17 protein-coding genes are annotated in these 18732 nt (G+C 66.3%); 3 read left to right on the top strand and 14 right to left on the bottom strand.

Annotated elements, in window-relative coordinates:
* Window positions 1-15: 15 nt before the first annotated feature.
* The 11 genes from IL252_RS14200 to IL252_RS14150 all read right to left on the bottom strand — a co-directional run bounded on the left by IL252_RS14200 (window position 16) and on the right by IL252_RS14150 (window position 14058).
* Window positions 16-1365, bottom strand: coding sequence for a lysine N(6)-hydroxylase/L-ornithine N(5)-oxygenase family protein (locus IL252_RS14200; protein ID WP_208628531.1), 1350 nt, complete (start codon window positions 1363-1365; stop codon window positions 16-18).
* Window positions 1358-1984: a GNAT family N-acetyltransferase gene (locus IL252_RS14195; protein WP_208628530.1), complete on the bottom strand. Its 627-nt coding sequence runs from the start codon at window positions 1982-1984 to the stop codon at window positions 1358-1360. Before IL252_RS14195 ends, IL252_RS14200 begins: the two co-directional genes overlap by 8 nt.
* A complete protein-coding gene (locus IL252_RS14190; protein WP_208628529.1) occupies window positions 1981-3786 on the bottom strand; it encodes an IucA/IucC family siderophore biosynthesis protein in 1806 nt (601 codons plus the stop codon). Before IL252_RS14190 ends, IL252_RS14195 begins: the two co-directional genes overlap by 4 nt.
* On the bottom strand, window positions 3783-5294 hold the full coding sequence (locus tag IL252_RS14185; RefSeq protein WP_208628528.1) for an aspartate aminotransferase family protein: 1512 nt from the start codon (window positions 5292-5294) through the stop codon (window positions 3783-3785). Before IL252_RS14185 ends, IL252_RS14190 begins: the two co-directional genes overlap by 4 nt.
* Window positions 5291-6661, bottom strand: a complete 1371-nt coding sequence (locus tag IL252_RS14180; RefSeq protein ID WP_208628527.1) for a diaminobutyrate--2-oxoglutarate transaminase — start codon at window positions 6659-6661, stop codon at window positions 5291-5293. Before IL252_RS14180 ends, IL252_RS14185 begins: the two co-directional genes overlap by 4 nt.
* Before the next feature lie 281 nt (window positions 6662-6942).
* The gene (locus IL252_RS14175) at window positions 6943-8787 is read right to left on the bottom strand and encodes an IucA/IucC family siderophore biosynthesis protein (protein WP_208628629.1); all 1845 of its coding nucleotides are present in this window, start codon (window positions 8785-8787) and stop codon (window positions 6943-6945) included.
* Between the two features lie 154 nt (window positions 8788-8941).
* Window positions 8942-10186, bottom strand: a complete 1245-nt coding sequence (locus IL252_RS14170) for an ABC transporter substrate-binding protein (RefSeq protein WP_208628526.1) — start codon at window positions 10184-10186, stop codon at window positions 8942-8944.
* A 119-nt stretch (window positions 10187-10305) separates the two neighbouring features.
* Complete coding sequence (locus IL252_RS14165) at window positions 10306-11409, bottom strand: PQQ-binding-like beta-propeller repeat protein (RefSeq protein WP_208628525.1); 1104 nt, start codon at window positions 11407-11409, stop codon at window positions 10306-10308.
* Between the two features lie 352 nt (window positions 11410-11761).
* Complete coding sequence (locus tag IL252_RS14160) at window positions 11762-12322, bottom strand: class I SAM-dependent methyltransferase (protein WP_208628524.1); 561 nt, start codon at window positions 12320-12322, stop codon at window positions 11762-11764.
* Between the two features lies 1 nt (window position 12323).
* Entirely contained in the window at window positions 12324-12764 is a 441-nt protein-coding gene (locus IL252_RS14155) for a DUF302 domain-containing protein (protein WP_170092875.1), read from the bottom strand.
* A gap of 346 nt (window positions 12765-13110) precedes the next feature.
* Window positions 13111-14058: a hypothetical protein gene (locus IL252_RS14150; protein WP_208628523.1), complete on the bottom strand. Its 948-nt coding sequence runs from the start codon at window positions 14056-14058 to the stop codon at window positions 13111-13113.
* A gap of 204 nt (window positions 14059-14262) precedes the next feature.
* On the opposite strand from IL252_RS14150, the gene IL252_RS14145 reads away from it, so the two are divergent.
* Window positions 14263-14610, top strand: coding sequence for a helix-turn-helix domain-containing protein (locus IL252_RS14145; protein ID WP_208628522.1), 348 nt, complete (start codon window positions 14263-14265; stop codon window positions 14608-14610).
* Window position 14611: 1 nt separating this feature from the next.
* The gene (locus IL252_RS14140; protein WP_153555091.1) at window positions 14612-14938 is read left to right on the top strand and encodes a hypothetical protein; all 327 of its coding nucleotides are present in this window, start codon (window positions 14612-14614) and stop codon (window positions 14936-14938) included.
* Window positions 14939-15115: 177 nt separating this feature from the next.
* On the opposite strand, the gene IL252_RS14135 is transcribed toward IL252_RS14140, so the two are convergent.
* From IL252_RS14135 to IL252_RS17760, 3 genes are all read right to left on the bottom strand, one after another.
* A complete protein-coding gene (locus IL252_RS14135; protein ID WP_244257202.1) occupies window positions 15116-15880 on the bottom strand; it encodes a hypothetical protein in 765 nt (254 codons plus the stop codon).
* A gap of 214 nt (window positions 15881-16094) precedes the next feature.
* Window positions 16095-17669, bottom strand: coding sequence for a cryptochrome/deoxyribodipyrimidine photo-lyase family protein (locus IL252_RS14130; protein WP_208628521.1), 1575 nt, complete (start codon window positions 17667-17669; stop codon window positions 16095-16097).
* A 102-nt stretch (window positions 17670-17771) separates the two neighbouring features.
* Window positions 17772-17897, bottom strand: coding sequence for a hypothetical protein (locus IL252_RS17760; protein WP_018258893.1), 126 nt, complete (start codon window positions 17895-17897; stop codon window positions 17772-17774).
* 109 nt (window positions 17898-18006) lie between these two features.
* Here IL252_RS17760 and IL252_RS14125 point away from each other — a divergent pair, with 109 nt between their 5' ends.
* Window positions 18007-18723: a helix-turn-helix domain-containing protein gene (locus IL252_RS14125; RefSeq protein WP_208628520.1), complete on the top strand. Its 717-nt coding sequence runs from the start codon at window positions 18007-18009 to the stop codon at window positions 18721-18723.
* Window positions 18724-18732 lie beyond the last annotated feature (9 nt).

Here is an 18732-nt window from a genome sequence, read left to right as displayed (position 1 = left end):
GTCGGACCACGCCGGTCAGTCGTCGGAACGGGCGGGCTCGCGGGCTCGCCTCGCCGGGGCGTCGTCGACGAACCGTTCGACGGCGAAATCCTGGAAGACGGTGTCCTCGTCGATCGGATACACCTCGCGGCCGGTGAGTTGCTCGACGATGACGGCGTTGCGGTAGCAGCCCAGCCCCAGATCCGGGGTGCCGACGCCGTGGGTGTAGACCCCGGCGTTCTGGACGAACAGCCGCCCCGCACAGTCGCTCTCGACGCGGTACTCCTCGGTGATGCGGAGCCGCCCCTTCGGATCGCGTTCGAGCGCGTCTTCCAGCGGTCCCAGGAACGACGGCGTCGGCCGATGGTAGCCAGTCCCGAGGACGACCGTCGCCGCCTCGTGGACGAATCGCTCGTCCTGCTGGGTCTGGTGGCACGCGAGGCGGTACCCGTCGTCGGTCGCCTCGATATCTTCGACGGCGGTCGTCGCGAGCATCCCGAAGTCGGGCTCGCCCGAACCGATGGACCGCTCGTACAGCGTGTCGTAGATCCGAGCGCTCGTCTGCACGTCGATCCCCTTGTACAGGAGGTCCTGGTCTGAGAGTGTCTCGTCTCTGGTCTCCTGATCCAGGTCCGAGAAGTACCGCGTGTACTCCGGAGTGAAGTGTTGCAGCCCGAGCTTCGAGTACTCCATCGGGAAGAAGCCGTCCGAGCGGGTGAGCCAGTCGAGGCGGTAGCCGTAATCGGCCTGTCGTTCGAGCAGGTCCAGGACGACCTCGGCGGCGCTCTGGCCGGAGCCGACGACGGCGATCGCGTCGCTGTCGAGAGCGCCGTCGCGGCGGTCGCGATACTGTGCGGTGTGGAAGACGGCGTCGCCCAGGCAGTCGCGGAACTGCTCTGGAACGTAGGGCCGTGAGCCGACGCCGACGACGAGGTCGTCGGCAGTGAACGCGTACCGCTCGCCGGTTTCCGGATCGACGGCTTCGACCCGGAAGCCCGAGTCGGTCTCGGTGACGCTCGTGACTCGGCGGCCGAACCGACAGCTGTCGAGTCGATCCGCGACCCAGCCGAGGTAGGCGTCGTACTCCCGACGAGGCACCTGGAACGTCTCGTAGAAGTAGAACTCGTAGATCCGGTCGTTCTCGCGCAGGTAGTTGAGGTAGCTGTACTCGCTGGTCGGATCGGCGAGCGTGACCAGATCCGCGAGGAACGGCACTTCGAGGGTCGCTCCCTCGATGAGCATCCCCTCGTGCCAGGCGAAGGCCGACGCCTGTTCGAGAAACGCCGCCTCGACGTCCGTGTCCGCGAGCAGGGCCGCGAGCCCGAGGTTGAACGGGCCGAGTCCCACACCGAGGACGTCGACGTGGCCACGGTCGGTCTCAGTCATTCGCTCTCACCTCCCCCGCCGCGTGGCCGTCGGGCCAGATCGTCTCCTCGAAGGGCTCGCGGTGGCAGTACATGAGCATCGCGTCTTTCTCGGCCATGGCGATCTCCCGGACCGGTTCGAACCCACAGCGCCTGAACACGTGTCTGACGACCTCGTTGCGAACGTCGGGCTCGACGACGATCCGGTCGGTCTCGGCGTGTGTGAACTGAAAGCGCAGCATCGCTCTGACGAGCGGGACGGCCAGCCCCTGTCCGACGAACTCCGGGGGGCCGACGAGGAGGTGGAGCCCCTGGTCTGTCGGGTTCGCGTCGAAGTGCTCGCCGACCTCGTCGTCTGCTGCCCAGTAACACTCCCAGTAGCTCATCGGGACGTGATCGACGGAGCCGACGTAACAGCCCACGCCCTCGGTCGCCAGCTTCTCCGCCATCGTCTCGCGAAACACCGACAGCGGTTCTGCGAGGTCCCAGAACGGCTGGACGTGGTCGGCGTTGAGCCACGCGTGCAGTCGGCCGAGATCCTCGGACAGCGAGACCGGACGGAAGGCGACCGTCCGGTCGATCGTCTCGTCGTGGACCCGGAAGCTGTCGTCGCGAACGACGGACGTCGCGGGCGCGGTCATCGCATCACCGCCGGTGGGAACGTCTCGACCAGCGGATTGGGGACGGCAGCGTACACCGACTGGTCGTCGAGCGAGGGGGCGTCGAGTTCGTCGAGCCCGCGGAACCGCGTGAGCAGGTTCGCCTTGCGCGGGACGGTCTCGGATTCGAGGAGCGGGTCGAGCAGCGACGAGGACGGCCGGTCGAACTGCCGGAGCGACGAGAGGTGATCGCGCAGGACTCCGAGGAGTCGCTGTTCGTCCACGAGACCGGCGGTGCCGAAGGCATTGATCACGCCGAAGGCGTTGTTCAGGACGACGTAGTAGCGGATCCGCTCGTCGGCGACAGCGTCCGGGCAGATCGTGTCGGCCCGCTGGCCGACGCCGGGACAGACGGCGTCGATCCGATCGTAGGCACCCTCCGGGAAGTAGTACCCCTGGTTGTCCCGGTAGAAGGCACGGTCCGGGTAGCCGTCGTCGTCGAGGGTCAGGACCGTGTTCTGCTGGTGGGCCTCCAGTCCGAGCCCCCACTCGAGGAACAGCCAGAGGACCGGTCTGATCGCCGTCTCCAGATACTGCTCGAACCAGTCGACGCTCACCGCGTCGGGGCTGTGTCCCGTTCGCTGTGCGATGTCGCGAACGACCCGCTCCAGGCGGGACGGTCCCGCGATGCCGTCCTGACACAGCGCCGCGACCGGCGTCGCCCGCCGCCGGCCCGACGGAGCGAACGGATTCTCTCGGAGGACCACCTCGAACCCCGACTCGGCGCTCTCGCTCTGGACGGTCAGATAGGCGGGGTCTCGAATCACGTCGAACGCGGGGAATCGGTCGTCGATCGCGTCCCCGAGTTCGGTGTCGAGCAGTTCCGAGATCGCGACGCCGCGGTCCAGCTCCGGGCGCTTGTTCGTCCGCTCGGCGTTCGTGATCTTGACCGCCAGCGAGCCCTTGACCATGAACGGCGACTCGGGCGCGTACAGCGTCCGCACCGAGGAGGTCGGTGCGAACTCGCGGCCGATCGGTCCGAGCGATTCGAGACGCCCGTCGTCGAGCAAGCTCCGTGCGGGCTCCCGGTCGAGCAGGTACTGGGCCTGCCAGGGGTGAAGCGGGAGGAGGACGCGCCCGTCGTCGACGTGGCGGTCGACGACCTCGTCGGCGACGGTCGGATCGTCTCGGAGCGCCGATGCGACCCACTCGGCGGCGCTGTGCTCGCGCGTGGAGTCCTGATCGACGACGGCCGAATCGGCGCTGACGTAGTGAAGCGAGAAGCTCGTCCCGAGCTCGGGCGCGTAGCGTGGCCCGTCCCGACCCATCCCGCGCCGGCTCTTGGGGGTCGGATGCATGAGGTGGCCAAACACGAGCGACTGCTCGGCCTCGCGGAACGTCGCCTCGGGATCGGTGAGCGCGTCGTCGCCCCGGCGGGCGTCGACGAACCGCGCTGTCGCCCGACAGCTCGAAACGACCCGGGCCAGCAGCTCGTCCCGATCGGCGTCGCCCCCGCGCGTCAGTTCGAGTTCCTTGGTCAGGAGCGTCGCGAGCGTGAGGTAGTCACAGTCGTGGTTCGCCCCCTCGACGCGGTACTGCACCGGCGTCTCGAAGAGGTGCCGACCGGTCGGCGAGCGGTGTGCGACCGGCGCATACAGGTCGATGCCCTGGGCTTCGAGCGGACAGTACAGGACGAGCCCCTCGGCGTCGATCGGCGTCTCGTCGCCGGGTCGAAACTCCCCACTGGCGGTCTCGTGGCAGTAGCAGTTCAGGAAGCTGTGCGTCGTGGCGTGGCGCGCGATCTCGCGCGCCGAGTCGTCGTGGTGTCGTGTCAGTCGCGTCATGTCGATCTCTCTCGTTCGATCTCGGTGCCGTGTTCGACGACCGATGCGAGCAGCGCACGGAGCGACGAGCGCGTCGCCCGCGGGTTCAGCAGGGTGAACTTGAGCGTCGCTCTTCCGTCGACCTCGGTGCGAGCGATCACTGCCCGCCCCGCTCGGAGCAGCCGATCGCGGATGGCCGGGTTGATCTCGTCCGGGTCGCCCTCCTCGGGCCGGTAGCGAAACAGGACGGTGCTCAGTTGCGGCTCACACACCAGTTCGAGTTCGGGGTGGTCACGAACGTCGTCGCCGACAGCGGTCGCGAGGTCGACGACGTACTCGACCCAGTCGGCGAGGCGCTCGCGTCCCAGCGTCCGGAACGTCACGTACGGTTTCAGGGCGTCGAACCGGCGGGTCGTCTGGAGGGACTTCCCGACGAGGTTCGGGACGCCCGCATCGTCGTCGGCTTCGGGGTTGAGATACGCCGCGTTGCGGTCCTGTAGCCGGAACTGGTTGCCGTCTCGGAGCAGAAAAGCCCCACAGCTGATCGGCTGGTAGAACAGCTTGTGGAAGTCGACTGCGACGGAGTCCGCCCGCTCGATCCCGTCGAGGGTCGACCGCTCGCGTTCGGAGAGCAGCAGTGCGCCGCCGTAGGCGGCGTCGACGTGGAACCAGAGGTCGTGCTCGGCCGCGCGGTCGGCGAGCGCCGGGAGCGGGTCGACGGCACCGTGGTCGGTCGTCCCCGCGGTCCCGAACAGCGCGAACGGTCGGCACCCGTCCGCGCTGAGATCCGCGAGGGTCGCGTCCAGCGCGTCCGGGTCCATCCGGTGACCGTCGTCGGTCGGGACCTCGACGACGGCGTCCTCGCCGAGACCCAGCTGTGCCGTGGCCTGGGCCGCGGTGAAGTGAGCCGCCTCGGAGGTGACGACCCGGAGGTCGTCGGCGTCGGCGGGGAGCCCCTCGGTCTGTACGTCACAGTTCAGTCGCTCCCGACAGAACCACTCTCGGGCCAAGAGCAGGCCCTGGAGGTTCGACTGGGTGCCCCCGCTCGTGAACACGCCGTCAGCGCCGGCAGGGAAGGATAGGCGGTCACAGAGCGCGTCGACGACCCGCTCCTCGCAGACGGAGGGCGCTGGGGCCTGGTCGAAGGAGTCCATCGACTGGTTCGTCCCCGCGACGAGCGCTTCGGCCGCGAGTCCGGGGATCGTCGGCGGGCACTGAAGGTGAGCGACACAGTCGGGGTCGAAGACGCCGACGACGGACGAGAGCACCTCGTCCGTGACCTCGCCGAGCGTCGCTTCGACCGACTGTCCACGCTCGGGGAGGACACGCCGTTCCGCGAACCGCTCGCGGAGCGTGTCGGGGGCAGCGCCGGAGTACGGCGTCGCGCGGTCGGTCGCGGTCACCACGGCGCGCGTCGCCGCGTCGGCCGCAGCCGCGTACGCGCGGTTCCCGTCGTCGCTCCCGAGGAACGCGTCGTCGACCGGCGGCTGGTCCAGGCCCTCGGTCGCGTCGGGAGCGCCGCCGCTCATGCGAGCACCTCCGCGCGGTCGTCGGCGTCGATCGCCGCGCGAACGCTGCGGTGGAACAGCTCGGCGATGTCGTCGACCTGTCTCGGGGAGACGACCAGCGGCGGGAGGAATCGAGCGGTCGCGCCGTCGCGCCCGCCGGTCTCGATGATGAGTCCGCGATCGAACGCCTCGGCCTGGACGCGCTCTGCGAGGTCACCGTCGGGCGGATACTGGCCCTGCGGGCCGGGCTCGCCGGCCGGATCGACGAACTCGACGCCCAGCATGAGTCCCCGTCCCCGAACGTCTCCGACCGCCTGGCTGATCGTAGCGGTGTCTGCGAGACGCTCGCGGAGCCGCTCGCCCATCGCCGCGGCGTGTTCGTCGAGGTCGTTGTCGAGAACGTGTCGCATCGTCACCGTCCCCGCCGCCATCGCGAGCTGGTTGCCACGGAACGTCCCCGCGTGTGCCCCCGGTTCCCACTCGTCGAGTTCCTCGTCGTAGACGACGACCGCGAGCGGGAGCCCGCCGCCGACGGCCTTCGAGACGGTGACGACGTCGGGGACGATGTCGGCGTGTTCGAAGCCGAACAGCTCTCCGGTACGACCGAGCCCGGTCTGGATCTCGTCGGCGATCAGCGGCACGTCGTGCTCGTCGGTGAGACGCCGGATCTCGCGCAGCCACGGGACCGGCGCGGGAACGGACCCCCCTTCGCCCTGGACCGACTCGAAGATCATCCCGGCCGGCGAGACGACGCCGCTGGCGGGATCGTCGAGCACGCGTTCGACGTACCGGGCGCTGGTGCGCCAGCACTCGTCGCCCCCCGCCCCGAACGGACACCGATACGTGTAGGGGTACGGGAGGTGGTGGACGGCCGAGGACGATCCGGGCAGGGGCTCTTTGGGCCCGGTGTTGCCCATGAGGCTCAACGCCTCGCCGGTCATCCCGTGATAGCCGCCCTGGAAGCCGAGGATCGGCCGGTTTCCGGTGGCCGTCCTGACGAGCTTCAGTGCCGCCTCCACCGCGTCGGTCCCGGCGGGGCTACAGAACTGGACCTTCGCGGAGTCTGTCAGCTCGTCGGGGAGACAGTCGAACAGCGTGTCGACGAACCGCTCTTTCTCCGGCGTCGTGATGTCCAGCGTGTGGATGGCTCGCCCGTCCGCGAGCACGCGCTCCATCTCCTCGACGACGGCTGGGTGGTTGTGTCCGAGCGCGAGCGTTCCCGCCCCCGCGAGGCAGTCGTAGTACTCGTCGCCGTCGACGTCGACGACGGTCAGTCCCGAGGCGCTCTCGATCGCCAGCGGAAGATATCGCGGATAGGTCCGTGCGCTCGATTCGCGATCTGACTGCTGGGCGAGCAACTGGTCGGCCGTCGCGTCAGCGTAGTTCACTCACGATCACCTCCGGTCCGGAAAGCCGTCCCTCCGGACAGCGTGTGATGGCTCGTCATCGATTGTTTTAGGCAAGCCTAAAAACAAAAAGCTACTGGTAATAGTTAGAGTTCTAGTAAAAGTTCGTAGAAAAGCTCTAAAGATTCGAGGATTTGGAAATAATCTGCTGGGGGCTAACGGACCGTCAGCAGCCGGCGGGAGACTGGAGCCGTCGAAATCCCGACACTTCCGGCCCCACGACGGCGTGCGATCGATTCGGTAACGACCGACAACAATCCGTATCAGTCGTGCCGATCGTCGCCCAGCTCGGCGAGCGTGTTCGTCACCGTCCCGTGGGCGGTCACCCCCGGTGGCTCGGGACCGTCGGTGTACCCGTAATCGGTCAGGCGGCCGCGGTTCAGACAGAGGCGGGTGAACTCGGGTTCGAACAGATCGAAGCGCTCGAAGCGCCCCTCCAGTTCCGGGTGTGCCGACTGGTACCGCTCGATGCTGTCCCGGACCTGCCGCCAGAAGGTCGTCTCCTCGTAGCCGGCTTCCCGTTCGAGGAGGTCGGAGACGTACCGGAGGACACAGATGAACACGGTCCCGAAGATGTGCTGACACAGCGCCTCTGGCCCCTTCTGGTGGAGGATGTCGGGATGGTCGTACAGGTCGTCGGGGATCACGGACGCCTCGGGGAGACGCTCGTCGCTCAGCGCGATCTCGTCGACGTAGTCTTTGACCGCGATCCGGACCGGCCGTCCCTCCCGGTGGATCACGAGGACGTTCGTCCCGTGGGGCATGAACACCAGTCCGTACTTGTACAGGTAGTGCAGCAACGGCTCGAAGAGCACGTCGAGGAACTCGTCGATCCACGTCGACAGCGAGAGCCCCGCCCGAGAGGCGAACTCGGAGACGATCGGCGAGCCGTCGACGTCGCGGTGGAACAGCGCAGAGAGTGGCACCGCCTGCTCGGAGGCCGTCGTGAGCGACTGGACGCTCTCACGCCAGACCGCACCCAGCAGCTCCTGGTACTGGTAGGGCGCGCCGGAGAGCTGCGAAAACTGGGGGTGCTCGTAGTTGATGCTCGCGATCTCGCCGGGGAGCACGAGGTCACACTCGTCGCTGAGGAAGGGGTCCCGATCGCGAATCTCCTTGACCGCCGCCGTCACGCGGGGCGCGGCCAGCGCTTGCTCGCCCGGCAGACCGCGATACACGATCGTGTTCAGTATCCGCATCGGGAGCTTGACGTGTGGTTTCGTCGGGTCCGAACGGTTGGTCAGCGTCCGGATCGACTGCTGGGGGAGGTACGTGTCGGGACCGGCCCCCAGTGGCACGATCTCGTCGGCCGCGATCGCGGGCGCGAACAGCTGGGCAAGCGTGTCTCGCCACTGCCACTCGTGGACGGGCATGAGGTAGTACTCGGAAGGTTCGAGACCCTGCTCCGAGACGAGCCGTTCGAACTCCTCGACGTGGTCGCCGAGGTGTGTCTCCATCAGTCCGTCGTAATCGAGCCCGTCGACGCTCGCGAACGTCGCCTCGGACCGACGAACGGCGACCCACTGCAGTGACTGGGGACACTGGTTCTCCGGCGCGTACCGGAGGTAGTCCTCGTAGTCGAAGCCGATACGCCCCTTGTTGACTGTGAACCACGGGTGACCCCGCATCTCCCCTTCGATCTCCATCGCGTCGAGATCCAGGATGCTGTCCGCGGCGTCGTCGTCGGCGTCGACGTGTGTGTCCGCCAGGAGCGTGTTGTTGTACTCCCGGACGAGGTAACTCGCCGTCTGATCGTCGATGCCCAGCGTCTCGCGGGCGTCGAGCAGGAACTGGATGGCGTCGCTGGCCGCCGTCCACGCACCGTCGCCGACGCGTTTCCGGATCGACGATGGATCGACGCGGTAGCTGTCGAAGACCCGCTCCTGTGCCCGGAATTCGTAGGTGGTGTCGCTCAGCGGGACGCGATAGACGCGCCAGTCGCCGTCGACGGCGTACTCCTGGGGGTCGAGGAGTTGCTCGTAGGTGAACTCCGCGAGCATCTTCGCGAGCAACGCGCGATCGGCGCTCTGCCAGCGGTCCGTCTGCAGAGTCGTCCGGAGCCGCTCGACCGCTGTACTCGAGACGCCACGACTGGCCTCGTCTCTCATGTAGGATGTCACCCGTTGATCTTTAGGCTAGCCTAAAACGTAATAAGTGTTCCCCTCGATTTCGTCTATCGGGTCGTCGTCCGGTGGTTTCGGGCGACTGGAACGGCAGAGAAACCGGTGTAACGAGACGGCGAAAAGATCGCGTGATCAGAGGTCAGTTCGACCCGGTGACGGCCGCTGCGAGCGCCTCGCGGTCGAACAGCTGTTCGTCCTCGGGGATCGTCGGCAGCTCGGCGGCGGTGACCTCGCCCGGCCACTCGCCGAACTCGTCGGGATAGAGCTGTTTGCCCAGCATCTCGGTCTGGAAGAGGTTGATGATCGGGCCCTGATACGCCGAGCCGCCGACGTACAGCTCGTCTTCCTGAACGGCGGTGAGCTCCTGGCCCAGTCGGCTGTCGCGCATCCCCTCGACCGTCTTCCGGAGCGCGTTCTCGTCGTTCCAGTCGCGGTAGTTGACGCCGAAGTGGAAGACGATCACGTCGGGGTCGGCGTCGAGCAACGTCTCGTAGTCGACTTCGATCCCCGACTGACCGCCGTACTCGCCCTCGAAGGCGTCGACGACACCGAGGTCTCGGTACTGCTTCTTTCCGTACGCCTTGTCGATCTCGGTCTTCGGGTTGTACGCGTGGAACGCCCCCTCTGTGTCGGGATTGATCTGTGCGTTGAACAGTCCGACGCTCGGGCGCTCGGACTCGGGCGGGACGCGCGACCGCATGTCTTCCATCGCCGACCGGTAGATCTCGTTGATCGCCGCCGCCGTCTCGGACTTGCCGAACAGGTCGCCGTACCGGCTGACGAACTCGGGGATGTCGTAGTAGGCGTAGGACTCGTCACCGGGCCAGGTCGGCCAGTCGGCCCCGCGCTTGCGGCGGCTGGCGTTGCCGAAGAACGGCGCGATCGTGTCCTCGATCTCGGAGATGTCGGCCTCGTCGGCACCGTAGTACGAGATGAACCGGTTCGGGTCGGTGGCGAACAGATCGGGATCGAGTTCGTACAGGTACTCCGTCTTGAGCGACCAGTCCTCGGTCCGGACCAGATCCAGTGACGCCGGGTCCGGCACGTCGACGCCGGGCAGCTGGTCGTAGAACCCGGTGAACCAGAACTGGTTGCCCTCGGCGGCGACGAGCTTGTCGGCCATGCCCAGGGCAGTCAGTACGTCTTCCTCGAACCCCCACCCGCCCACGATACGTTCGGGCTCCGACGCCAGACTGCGTTCGCCGACGGGTTCGATCGTCCCCGAGTAGGACGGCCCGGTCTGGGTCTCCGTCTCGGTCGACTCGGCCTCCTGGCCCGAAAGTGCGGAACACCCGGCCAGCGAGCCGGTGGCCAGCAGCGTAGTGCCGTACGCTATGCATTTTCTTCGCGTCGGTCGTGGCTCGTCTCCGTCGTCTCTTGCCATAGATTTTAGCCCAGCCTAAAGTAATAAATGGCTTTCGGTTTTTAGTCCAGCCTAAAAGCAACTCACAACAGCTGGCAAACGTGGCAGCGCCGTACGGTGACTCCGGGTGCCTGGAACGGCTATCCGGACTCTTCGGTGAGAGCGACGACGCCCCCCTGTCGACCCGTGACGAAGAGTCGAGCGCTGGTCATCGACACCGAACGCGGCGCGAGCCGGAGAGAGGTTCGCCAGCAGACGCGCCCGTCTGTCCGCGAAATCGCGACGATTTCGCCCCGCCCCGCCGCTGTCTCCGGGAGGGTCCCGTATCCCACGACGAGACAGTCACCGGTCACGGCGGGCCGGCAGAGCCTGAATTCCCCACTATCACTCGGAGATGCGTCTCGATCGGCCAGCGGCTCACGGAAGAGCCAGTCCAGCTTGCCCGTCGACGCGTGCAAGGCAGACACGAGCAATCGATCCTGCTGTTCGTGACTCACACAGACGAACACCCGCTCTCCGTCGGTCGCCAGCGACGAGTACGCCACCCCGCCCGAACCCGTGTGTCCGGGACACTCCCACTCGGCCCCCTCGTCGGTCGTCCCGACTGCCAGCGTCTCCTGTGGCTTCGACGCCCACACGATATCGTGCGTGAAGACGGCATCCCGATATCCGGGTACCACTGGCCTCGACGGAGACTGCAGCGGCGAGGGGACCCGCTCGATCTCGGGTTGCCCGTCCGACAGCTCGATGGTGAACAGCGACTGGACGGTGCCATCGTAAACCGCCCAGATTCGTCGATCAGCCACTGCCAGCCCACGAGGTTCTTCGAGCGCGTCGGCGTCGTGGTGTGCGCCCAGGTACAACCGCCACTGCTCGGTTCCGTCGCGGGGCGCGATTCCGTGGACGCCGTAGCTGCTCTGGACGTACACGATCTCCGGCGTCGCCAGTGCGCGGGCTGCAAATTCCGCCGGTGAACCAGCGACAGAGAGGTATTTGTCGGGAACGCTGTCGGCGACGCGGTCGTAGAGCGAGCGACGCCAGCGAACTGTGCCGTCACTCGCATCGACGGCGACGAGGTCGGTGCCGCCGTCGGTCACGTAGACGGTTCCATCGACGAGACCGCCGAACGTCGGCGTCCGACCGTCGGGTGGATAGACGATCCATCGGTTCCACCGACGCGTGCCGTCGGTCGCGTCTTCGGCGTGCAGTTGGACCTCGCTACCGAACCGCCGTGCGGTAATCACTCGCTCCGGCGTTGCAGCGACGATAGCACCGGTTGGTGTCGTCGAGCGGCCGCCGTCGAAAGAATCCTGCCAGGCGACGCTCGGAGCGGTCTGTACTCCGTGAGGAGAACTCGCCGTGTTTCGAAGGTCGCCGTGGGGAAAGCGCCACGTCTCAGCCGACGGCGACCAGGACGTACCGACCGATCGTGGCGGTTGTTCGTTCGGTCCGCTCCACGGCGTCACCGAACGACAGCCAGCGAGGGCACTCACACCGGCGAGACCGGCGAGTCGGAGGGCATCGCGGCGGGACGGAGGCGACATCACTGGGCACGTGTTGGGCTGTTCGAAAATAGCTACTGGAAAGAACGGCGGCCTACTGTCTCGTGGCGATCACGAGGAACGTCTCCGGGCGAACGGCGTCGTGTTCGATGGTGAAGCCGGCGTCTCGGAGTGCGTCGATCGTCTGCGACGCGGTAAAGCGCTCGTCGAGGGGCGGACCGGCGTCGCCGCTGCCACTGGCCGCCCAGTCGGCGACGACGAGTCGCCCGCCGTCGGTCAGCACCCGCGCGATCTCCGCGAGGGCAGCCTCGTCCGCGAATTCGTGGTACGTCATCGTCGAGAACGCGGCGTCGAGAGCGTCGGTCGCCAGCGGGAGGTCGGCGACGCCGCTGGTCACCAGTTCGACGTTGTCTGGAACGCCCTTCTCCCGGTAGTAGTCGTGCATCTCGCTCTGTACGTCGACGGCGTACACCGTGTCGGCGATGGCGGCAGCGTCGTCGGTGTAGAAGCCGGTCCCGCTGCCGAGGTCCGCGATCACGTCGTCGCCGTCCAGCGACAGCGCCCAGAGCAGTTCCTCGGCAGAGAGCGCGCGGTACCGGCGGGCCGCGTCCTCCAGCTTGTCCGCCCGCGCGGCGTCGAAGGTGTGAAACCCCATCTCAGAGGTTTTCGAAGGCTTCGTCGACCATCTCTCCGGTGTCGGCGACGATGTCGGCCATCACGTCGTCGTCGGGAGCCATGCCGACCAGGCGCGCGAGACGCATGATCGAGACGTGGTAGACACGCTGTCGGCCGGGCGCTTCCTCCCAGACGACGACGTTGCACGGCATGAGCGCACCCAGTCGGTTGTCGGTCGCGTCGAGCGCTCGATCCGCGACGGCCGGGTTGCAGGCACCGAGGACGTAGTAGGGGTCCCGGTCCGCGTCGACCTTCTCGTTGAGCATCTCCGACGGCGAGAACTCGACCGGAATGCCAAAGCCCGCAGCCGTGAACACCTCGCGGACGTGTTCGACGGCGTCTTCGTGGTCCATCTCCAGGGTCGTCTGGGCCTCGCCGATGTCGTCGGGGTCGATCTGTGTCGGGTCGATAGGGAGCGTCATTCCTGTGGAATATTGGGCCCACTCAGAAAAACTCTTTCGGCGTCGTCGTCCCAGCGCGGCGAGCGAGAGCGGTGCCGACGAACGAGGTGACGCCGGGAAGCGCGACGGTGTTGGCCGCCTTTTCCACACAACCGTACGAGATAGCACATACATTTCGACGGTACGACACGAGAGAGTGACAGTTGTCGGAGAGAGTCGACCGCATCGGACAACAGTATTGTGATAATAATGAAATTCTATTCGAGAAGTCGATCACATTCGTCGGGCGCTCGTTTCGCTGTCTCAGTGTCGTAGGGATCGAGACGTTGCCGAAATTTCTCGTATACCGTCGAGAACGGAGCCGCGTTCACTCGATCGCATCTGTCGCCGCGCCGTCTGGAGCCGGACTCGATTCCCTGTCGCTCGCGTTCCAGTAGGCTTCGAGCGGGCCGTCGACACCCGTCAGCTGGACCCACGCCTGAGCGGTGATACCGAGGACGACGATCGAGACCACCGCAGACTCAAGCGAGAAGATCGCCTGGCTGGCCAGGAACATCGGCGACTGGAACGTCACGTCGGGCGTGAGCTGTCCGAAGAGGAGGCTGAAGGCCATGTTCACCGCGTAGGGAACGACGAGTGCGAGCCCCAGTCGCAGTCGGTTGCCGGCGACGACGCGCCAGCTCCGAACGAACGCCGACGGGACCGACGCGTCCCGGACGACGATTTCGTGCTCGACGAAAGCGAACACCACGACGACGACAGCGATCGGAAGGGCGGCCAACAAGAACACCGGGACCAGGAGCAGCGGCGCGTACCACGAACCGAGGAGTGTCGTCTGCAGTGATTCCGGTAGCACCAGGAAAACCCCGATCGCCGCCAGAAAGACGGCGATCATACTGAGCACCGTCAGGACGAACATGGCGGCCGTCTTCAACAGGGAGGCGACGAACAGCCGCAGCGTCGCCCAGCCGAGGGACCGAAAGATCAGCTGTTCGGGGATGTGGTCGCGCCCGTCGTCGACGAGCGCACGGACGGCGACGACCTGGATGGGGACCGTGAGTATCCCGCCGGTGAGTCCACCCAGCAGCGCAGCGCCCGCCGACGCCAACGCTGGGAGCGCCGTCCCGGGTGCCGGCGCGCCGGCCGGTGTCATCGCTCCGCTCGTGCCGAGGGGAATGTACGTCGTCGCCAGCACCCACATGAACGCGCCCTGGAGGAGGCTCGCAGCGAAGAACGTCGCCACGAGGAGAGCACCGTTTCGCGAGAGCGCACGTGCGAGACCACCGGTAATCGTCTGTCGAACGAGGAGGGCCATACGTGGGATTTGTCACCTCCTGAGTTCAATTCTACGGAGTGTCCCCGTGTCGGCGAAGTCGACCGACGGGAGCGTATCCGACACAGCCCCGTTCAGCGTGGCGAGAGCGTCACAGACGGACGACCGGCAGTATGAACGCAACCCGATTTTCCGACCCGGAAAAGAAGTGGTAGCTATTACTTGGTCCGTCCAGAAGGGGCGACCGTGAGTGAGGGTCCCGCCGACGAGGATATCTTCGCACTCCTCGACGACGAGTACGCACGGGAGATCCTTACTCAGACGAGTGTCGAACCGATGTCAGCCAAAACGTTGAGCGACCGATGTGACGCGTCCTTGCCGACGATCTACCGGCGGACCGAACGGCTCGTCGAGTGTGACCTGCTCGTCGAACAGACGAAAGTGCGACAGAACGGCCACCACTACAGTGTCTTCGAGGCGTGTCTCGATCGACTCACCGTCGAACTCGACGAGGGAGAGCTCTCGGTGACGATCGACGCGGGCGAACCCGAGGACCCCGCCGACCGCTTTACCAACCTCTGGGAGGGGATCTAACATGATACAAACCGGCAGCACGGGACTGTACGTACACTACCTCGCGTTACTGGCGGTGACGCTGCTTGGCCTGGTGCTCAGCTTCGCGATCGTGTTCCAGGCGTATCGTGGGTACCGCCGCAACGACAGCCAGCCGATGCTGTTGCTCGCGGTCGGACTGGTCTTGCTCACGGTCGTCCCCTTCGTTGTCTCGTTGGTCGTCACGTCCGCCGGGACTGTCCTCGGCTTCGGGCCGATCGTCTACAGCTACTACGTCCCGATTCTCACCAGGACGATCGAGGTCGTCGGCCTCGTCACCATCCTCTACTCTCTGTACCGCCGTACCTGACTCGGCGGCGTGGAGAGCCGACACGATGGCTGTCACAGATTCGAACGCTTTCAGGGGGCAGTTATCCGGAGAGATAGCTTTGCTGTCAGAAGGAGACTGCACCTCTGCGTGGATCTGCCCGAGGAGCGGATGACCACTCGAAGTGGCAGACCCGCGACGGCGTCACTGCCGGCAGTATCAGGCGGTGAACTCGTCGTAGACCGCGACGGAGAACGTCAACGAGAACGCCGAGACGAGGCTCCCGACGACCGCTGCCAGGAGGCCGACGACGACGAGCAGCGGGGTCGAAAGTGCCGGCAAGCCGTACGCCGCGGCGTCGGGCATCGCCAGCACCGACAGGCCCCCGTAGAGTCCGCCCGCCACGCCGCCGACGAGCACCGCGATCACCAGATAGCCGATCGTTCCGAGCAGGTTCGCTCGGACGACGCGGTAGCTGCGCGCGAACGCAGCGATCGCGGACTCCCCGTCGACGACGATGGCTTGTCCGTAGAACTGGACGAAGAACGTCACGAGGAGGTACAGGAGGCCGACGACGGCGACGACGGCGAGGAGCACCAGTCCGGTGGTGTCGTGGCCCAGCAACGCACCGACGCCAGCGAACACGGCGACGACGCCGAGCACGCCGTTGACGACCAGTAGGAGGACGTAGGCGATCAGTAACTGCACGTAGTTCGACTTCCCGTCGGCGAAGAACCGCGACAGGGAACTACGGCCTCGCAGTGCCTCGTCGGCCATGCCGAACATCCCACCCTGGATGAAGGGCGTCACGACGAGGAAGATACCGGAGACGCCCAGCGAGACCAGCGAGGAGAGGAGCGGCGCTGCCGACTGCAACAGCAGCTGGGGGAGCAACAGGACGAACACGATCAGTTGGGGGACCAACAGCCCAGGGGCACGCTTGAGTGCGCCGGGCGTACGTTGGAGTGCTTGGAGGACACCCATGGATGGGCAGAGGACGCCCGACGACATAACCACGGACGCTCTTTTTCCGAGCCAGAAAACCGTCGCTGGAGACGGCGTCAAGTCGTCCCCGACCGTCCACACGCCGACGTGCTGGCCGAACTGGCTCTGTCGCTCATACTACCGGCTGTACATCTGTGACCGATTTCGCCACCCCGGGGTGGCGAAGCTCGTCACGAAGTGACAGCCGGCAGTATCACTTCCGGTCCGTCTCCGTGTACGCGTCCAGGCCGCGCTGCTGTGGGCTCTCGTCGGTCGCCGTCGAGGTGTCGTCCGACCCGTCCGGAGGCCGTGGCTGCGAGGACAGTGACGCTCGCCGAGCGACCGCCGGCTCTTCGAGGGCCTGACGGGCGGCCGGTTCGAGACGTTCGTAGCGTTCGATCGCGCGCTGTCTGGCGGCCTCGTACTCGACGACCGGGTACGGGTAGTCGGTGCCGATCTCGACGCCACACGCTTCCTGAACGTGGAGCGGGGTCTTTTCGGGGCGTGGGAGATGCTCGGTCGGGAGTGGGGCCAGTTCTGGAACGTACGTCGAGACGAACGTGCCGTCGGGATCGTTGTCACGCACCTGTTTGATCGGGTTGTAGATGCGCATGAGGTTCGTCCCGACTGTGCCGGCCTGTGACTGCCACTGGGTGTAGTTTATCGCCGGATCGGCGTCGATCAGGTGGTAGTGATAGAAGTCCGCGCCGATCTGCCAGGGTTGCTGGAACAGGTCGGCGAAGACGCTGGCACACATCGCTCGCATCCGGAAGTTGAGCCACCCGGTCTCGACGAGACACCGCATGGACGCGTCGACCATGGGAAAGCCGGTGGTACCCTGCTTCCAGGCGGTCACCAGCTCCGGGTCGTGTGACTCCGCTCGACAGTCGCGCATTGCGGGGTTGACCGCCGTCGTCGTCCAGCCGCTCCAGTCTTCCAGTTTCTGGTGGTAGTGCTTGTTCCAGTAGAGTCGGGAGACGAACATCTCTCGGCCGGCACACGACGGTGCGTTGTCCATCACGTACTGGTAGACTTCGCGTACCGACAGCGATCCGAACCGGAGGGACGGCGAGAGCCCGCTCGTACCGGTCCGTGCGTCCGTCGGCGCGGAGATGTTGCCGGGATACTGCTCGATGTCTGCGACGAACTGTCGGAGTCGTCTGGCTCCCGCCGCTCGGCCGCCGGGAGGGACCGTCGTCTTCGCCGAGTGGATGTCGTACGTACGCTCGATATCGGCGACTGACACCGTCTCCGGCAGCGAGGCGAACGAAACGTCGTCGGGGTCCCAGCAGTACGGGGACGACTCGAACCACGCCTCGACGTGGTCGCTCCACCCCTCACGCGGCCACGCCTGGTCACGAACCAGCCCGTCACTGTCGACGAAGCGTACGTCGCAGTGTGCTGCGGCCCGGTCGTCTCGCTGGCGGCCGTAGCGTGCGGTCGGGTCGGCCGTCGCGACGACGTCCCAGCCGGCCGCTGCCAGAGTCGAGAGCACCGACAGCGGATCACCGTGGGCGTAGCTGAGCGTCCCCCCGACGGCCTCGTACAGTCGACGGAGACTCTCGACGGACTCGTGGAGGTACTGGAGTCTGGCGTCGCAGGCGAGTCCGTCGTCACCGTAGAACTGTGGGTCGAAGACGAACAGCGGCAAGACGGTGTCGTACTCCTCGCTCGCGTACGAGAGCGCACCGTGGTCCGTCGTCCGGAGATTGCGGCGGTGCCAGACGACACAGCCGTTCGTCGTCGTCGGCACGTCGCCGGGTGTCACCGCCGTCGGCCCGTCGCTCATCACTGGCTCTCAGGACTGGAGCCGAATGCAACTGACGATGCCGTGAGTGACGCGGGGACGATGCCGACGGAAACGCCGGTACACGGCCACCCCGGCCCGCCGTTACAGCGCGCCCGCGAAGGTCAGCAGGTCGATGGCGACGATGAAAAGCACTACGAGAATCGCGACGAGGATGATCGTCTTGAGAAACCACGGCATCGACTGTTCACCAGTGCCCGTATCGCTCATACCTCACCGTCAGGGACTCGACTACGTGAATCCTCCGTTGGCTCAGGACAACCACCCGTCGACAGAGAGATCGAAAGAGACTGGCCCCTCGGGGAATCAGTGCAGCTAGATGCGGGAGTTCGTCTTCACACTGAACTACGCGGAGGGGGCCGACGCCGTGATGGACGTGTTCATCGACGCTCCCGAGATGCACGCGACGACGCTGATCTGTCCGATGACCGACAGCGAGTTCTGGCGGCTCGATCGTCTCAGCGGCGGCTCGGAGTCCGTCGAACGAGCGGCTGGGCTGCTCACGAGCGACGAGTACGGCGGGTTCTCGATCAGCGACAGGCGCTGTGGCGGCGATCGCCACAGCGAGGTGCTCGCGTCCTCGGCCGGCCAGGCGACGGTGTACACGCACGTCGTCGACGCGAGCAGCTGTGACTCCGTCTCGCTGGTCGCGAACCGCTATCTGCCGGGTGCGGTGCTCATCGAAGTCACGCGCCGGGGGCCGGAAGAGCGCTGGCGCGTCCTGATGCAGACCGACGAGCGGATCGGACTGCTCTACGACACGATCAGCGGGAAGCTCAGAGAGGAGATTACCTTCCGGTTCGAACACCTCGAAACGGTCACGACGCCCCCGACGGACCCGCTGGCTTCGCTGTCGCTGCGCCCCGAACAGCGCCGCGTGCTCGAACTCGCAGCGGAGATGGGGTACTACGAGACGCCGCGGGAAACGACGCTAGAAGCGGTCGCGTCGCGCCTCGACGAGCCCCGCTCGACCGTCTCGTACCGACTCAGGCGAGCCGAGGCGGAACTGGTCGACACCTTCCTCTCGTCGACGTGACGGCGGATC

Source organism: Halomicrobium sp. IBSBa, from assembly GCF_017612575.1.
In the GTDB taxonomy this organism is placed as follows: Archaea; Halobacteriota; Halobacteria; order Halobacteriales; family Haloarculaceae; genus Halomicrobium.
Note: the sequence above shows the minus strand (reverse complement) of the source record. Positions and strands in the feature narration are given on the sequence as shown.

Bases quoted from the DNA above. Each gene is read 5' to 3' on its own strand.
- IL252_RS14125 (WP_208628520.1), top strand. From the start codon at position 18,007: ATGCGGGAGTTCGTCTTCACACTGAACTACGCGGAGGGGGCCGACGCC.
- IL252_RS14140 (WP_153555091.1), top strand. From the start codon at position 14,612: ATGATACAAACCGGCAGCACGGGACTGTACGTACACTACCTCGCGTTA.
- IL252_RS14130 (WP_208628521.1), bottom strand. From the start codon at position 17,669: ATGAGCGACGGGCCGACGGCGGTGACACCCGGCGACGTGCCGACGACG.
- IL252_RS14155 (WP_170092875.1), bottom strand. From the start codon at position 12,764: ATGACGCTCCCTATCGACCCGACACAGATCGACCCCGACGACATCGGC.
- IL252_RS14195 (WP_208628530.1), bottom strand. From the start codon at position 1,984: ATGACCGCGCCCGCGACGTCCGTCGTTCGCGACGACAGCTTCCGGGTC.
- IL252_RS14185 (WP_208628528.1), bottom strand. From the start codon at position 5,294: ATGAGCGGCGGCGCTCCCGACGCGACCGAGGGCCTGGACCAGCCGCCG.
- IL252_RS14200 (WP_208628531.1), bottom strand. From the start codon at position 1,365: ATGACTGAGACCGACCGTGGCCACGTCGACGTCCTCGGTGTGGGACTC.
- IL252_RS17760 (WP_018258893.1), bottom strand. From the start codon at position 17,897: ATGAGCGATACGGGCACTGGTGAACAGTCGATGCCGTGGTTTCTCAAG.
- IL252_RS14190 (WP_208628529.1), bottom strand. From the start codon at position 3,786: ATGACGCGACTGACACGACACCACGACGACTCGGCGCGCGAGATCGCG.
- IL252_RS14150 (WP_208628523.1), bottom strand. From the start codon at position 14,058: ATGGCCCTCCTCGTTCGACAGACGATTACCGGTGGTCTCGCACGTGCG.
- IL252_RS14175 (WP_208628629.1), bottom strand. From the start codon at position 8,787: ATGAGAGACGAGGCCAGTCGTGGCGTCTCGAGTACAGCGGTCGAGCGG.
- IL252_RS14170 (WP_208628526.1), bottom strand. From the start codon at position 10,186: ATGGCAAGAGACGACGGAGACGAGCCACGACCGACGCGAAGAAAATGC.
- IL252_RS14160 (WP_208628524.1), bottom strand. From the start codon at position 12,322: ATGGGGTTTCACACCTTCGACGCCGCGCGGGCGGACAAGCTGGAGGAC.
- IL252_RS14135 (WP_244257202.1), bottom strand. From the start codon at position 15,880: ATGGGTGTCCTCCAAGCACTCCAACGTACGCCCGGCGCACTCAAGCGT.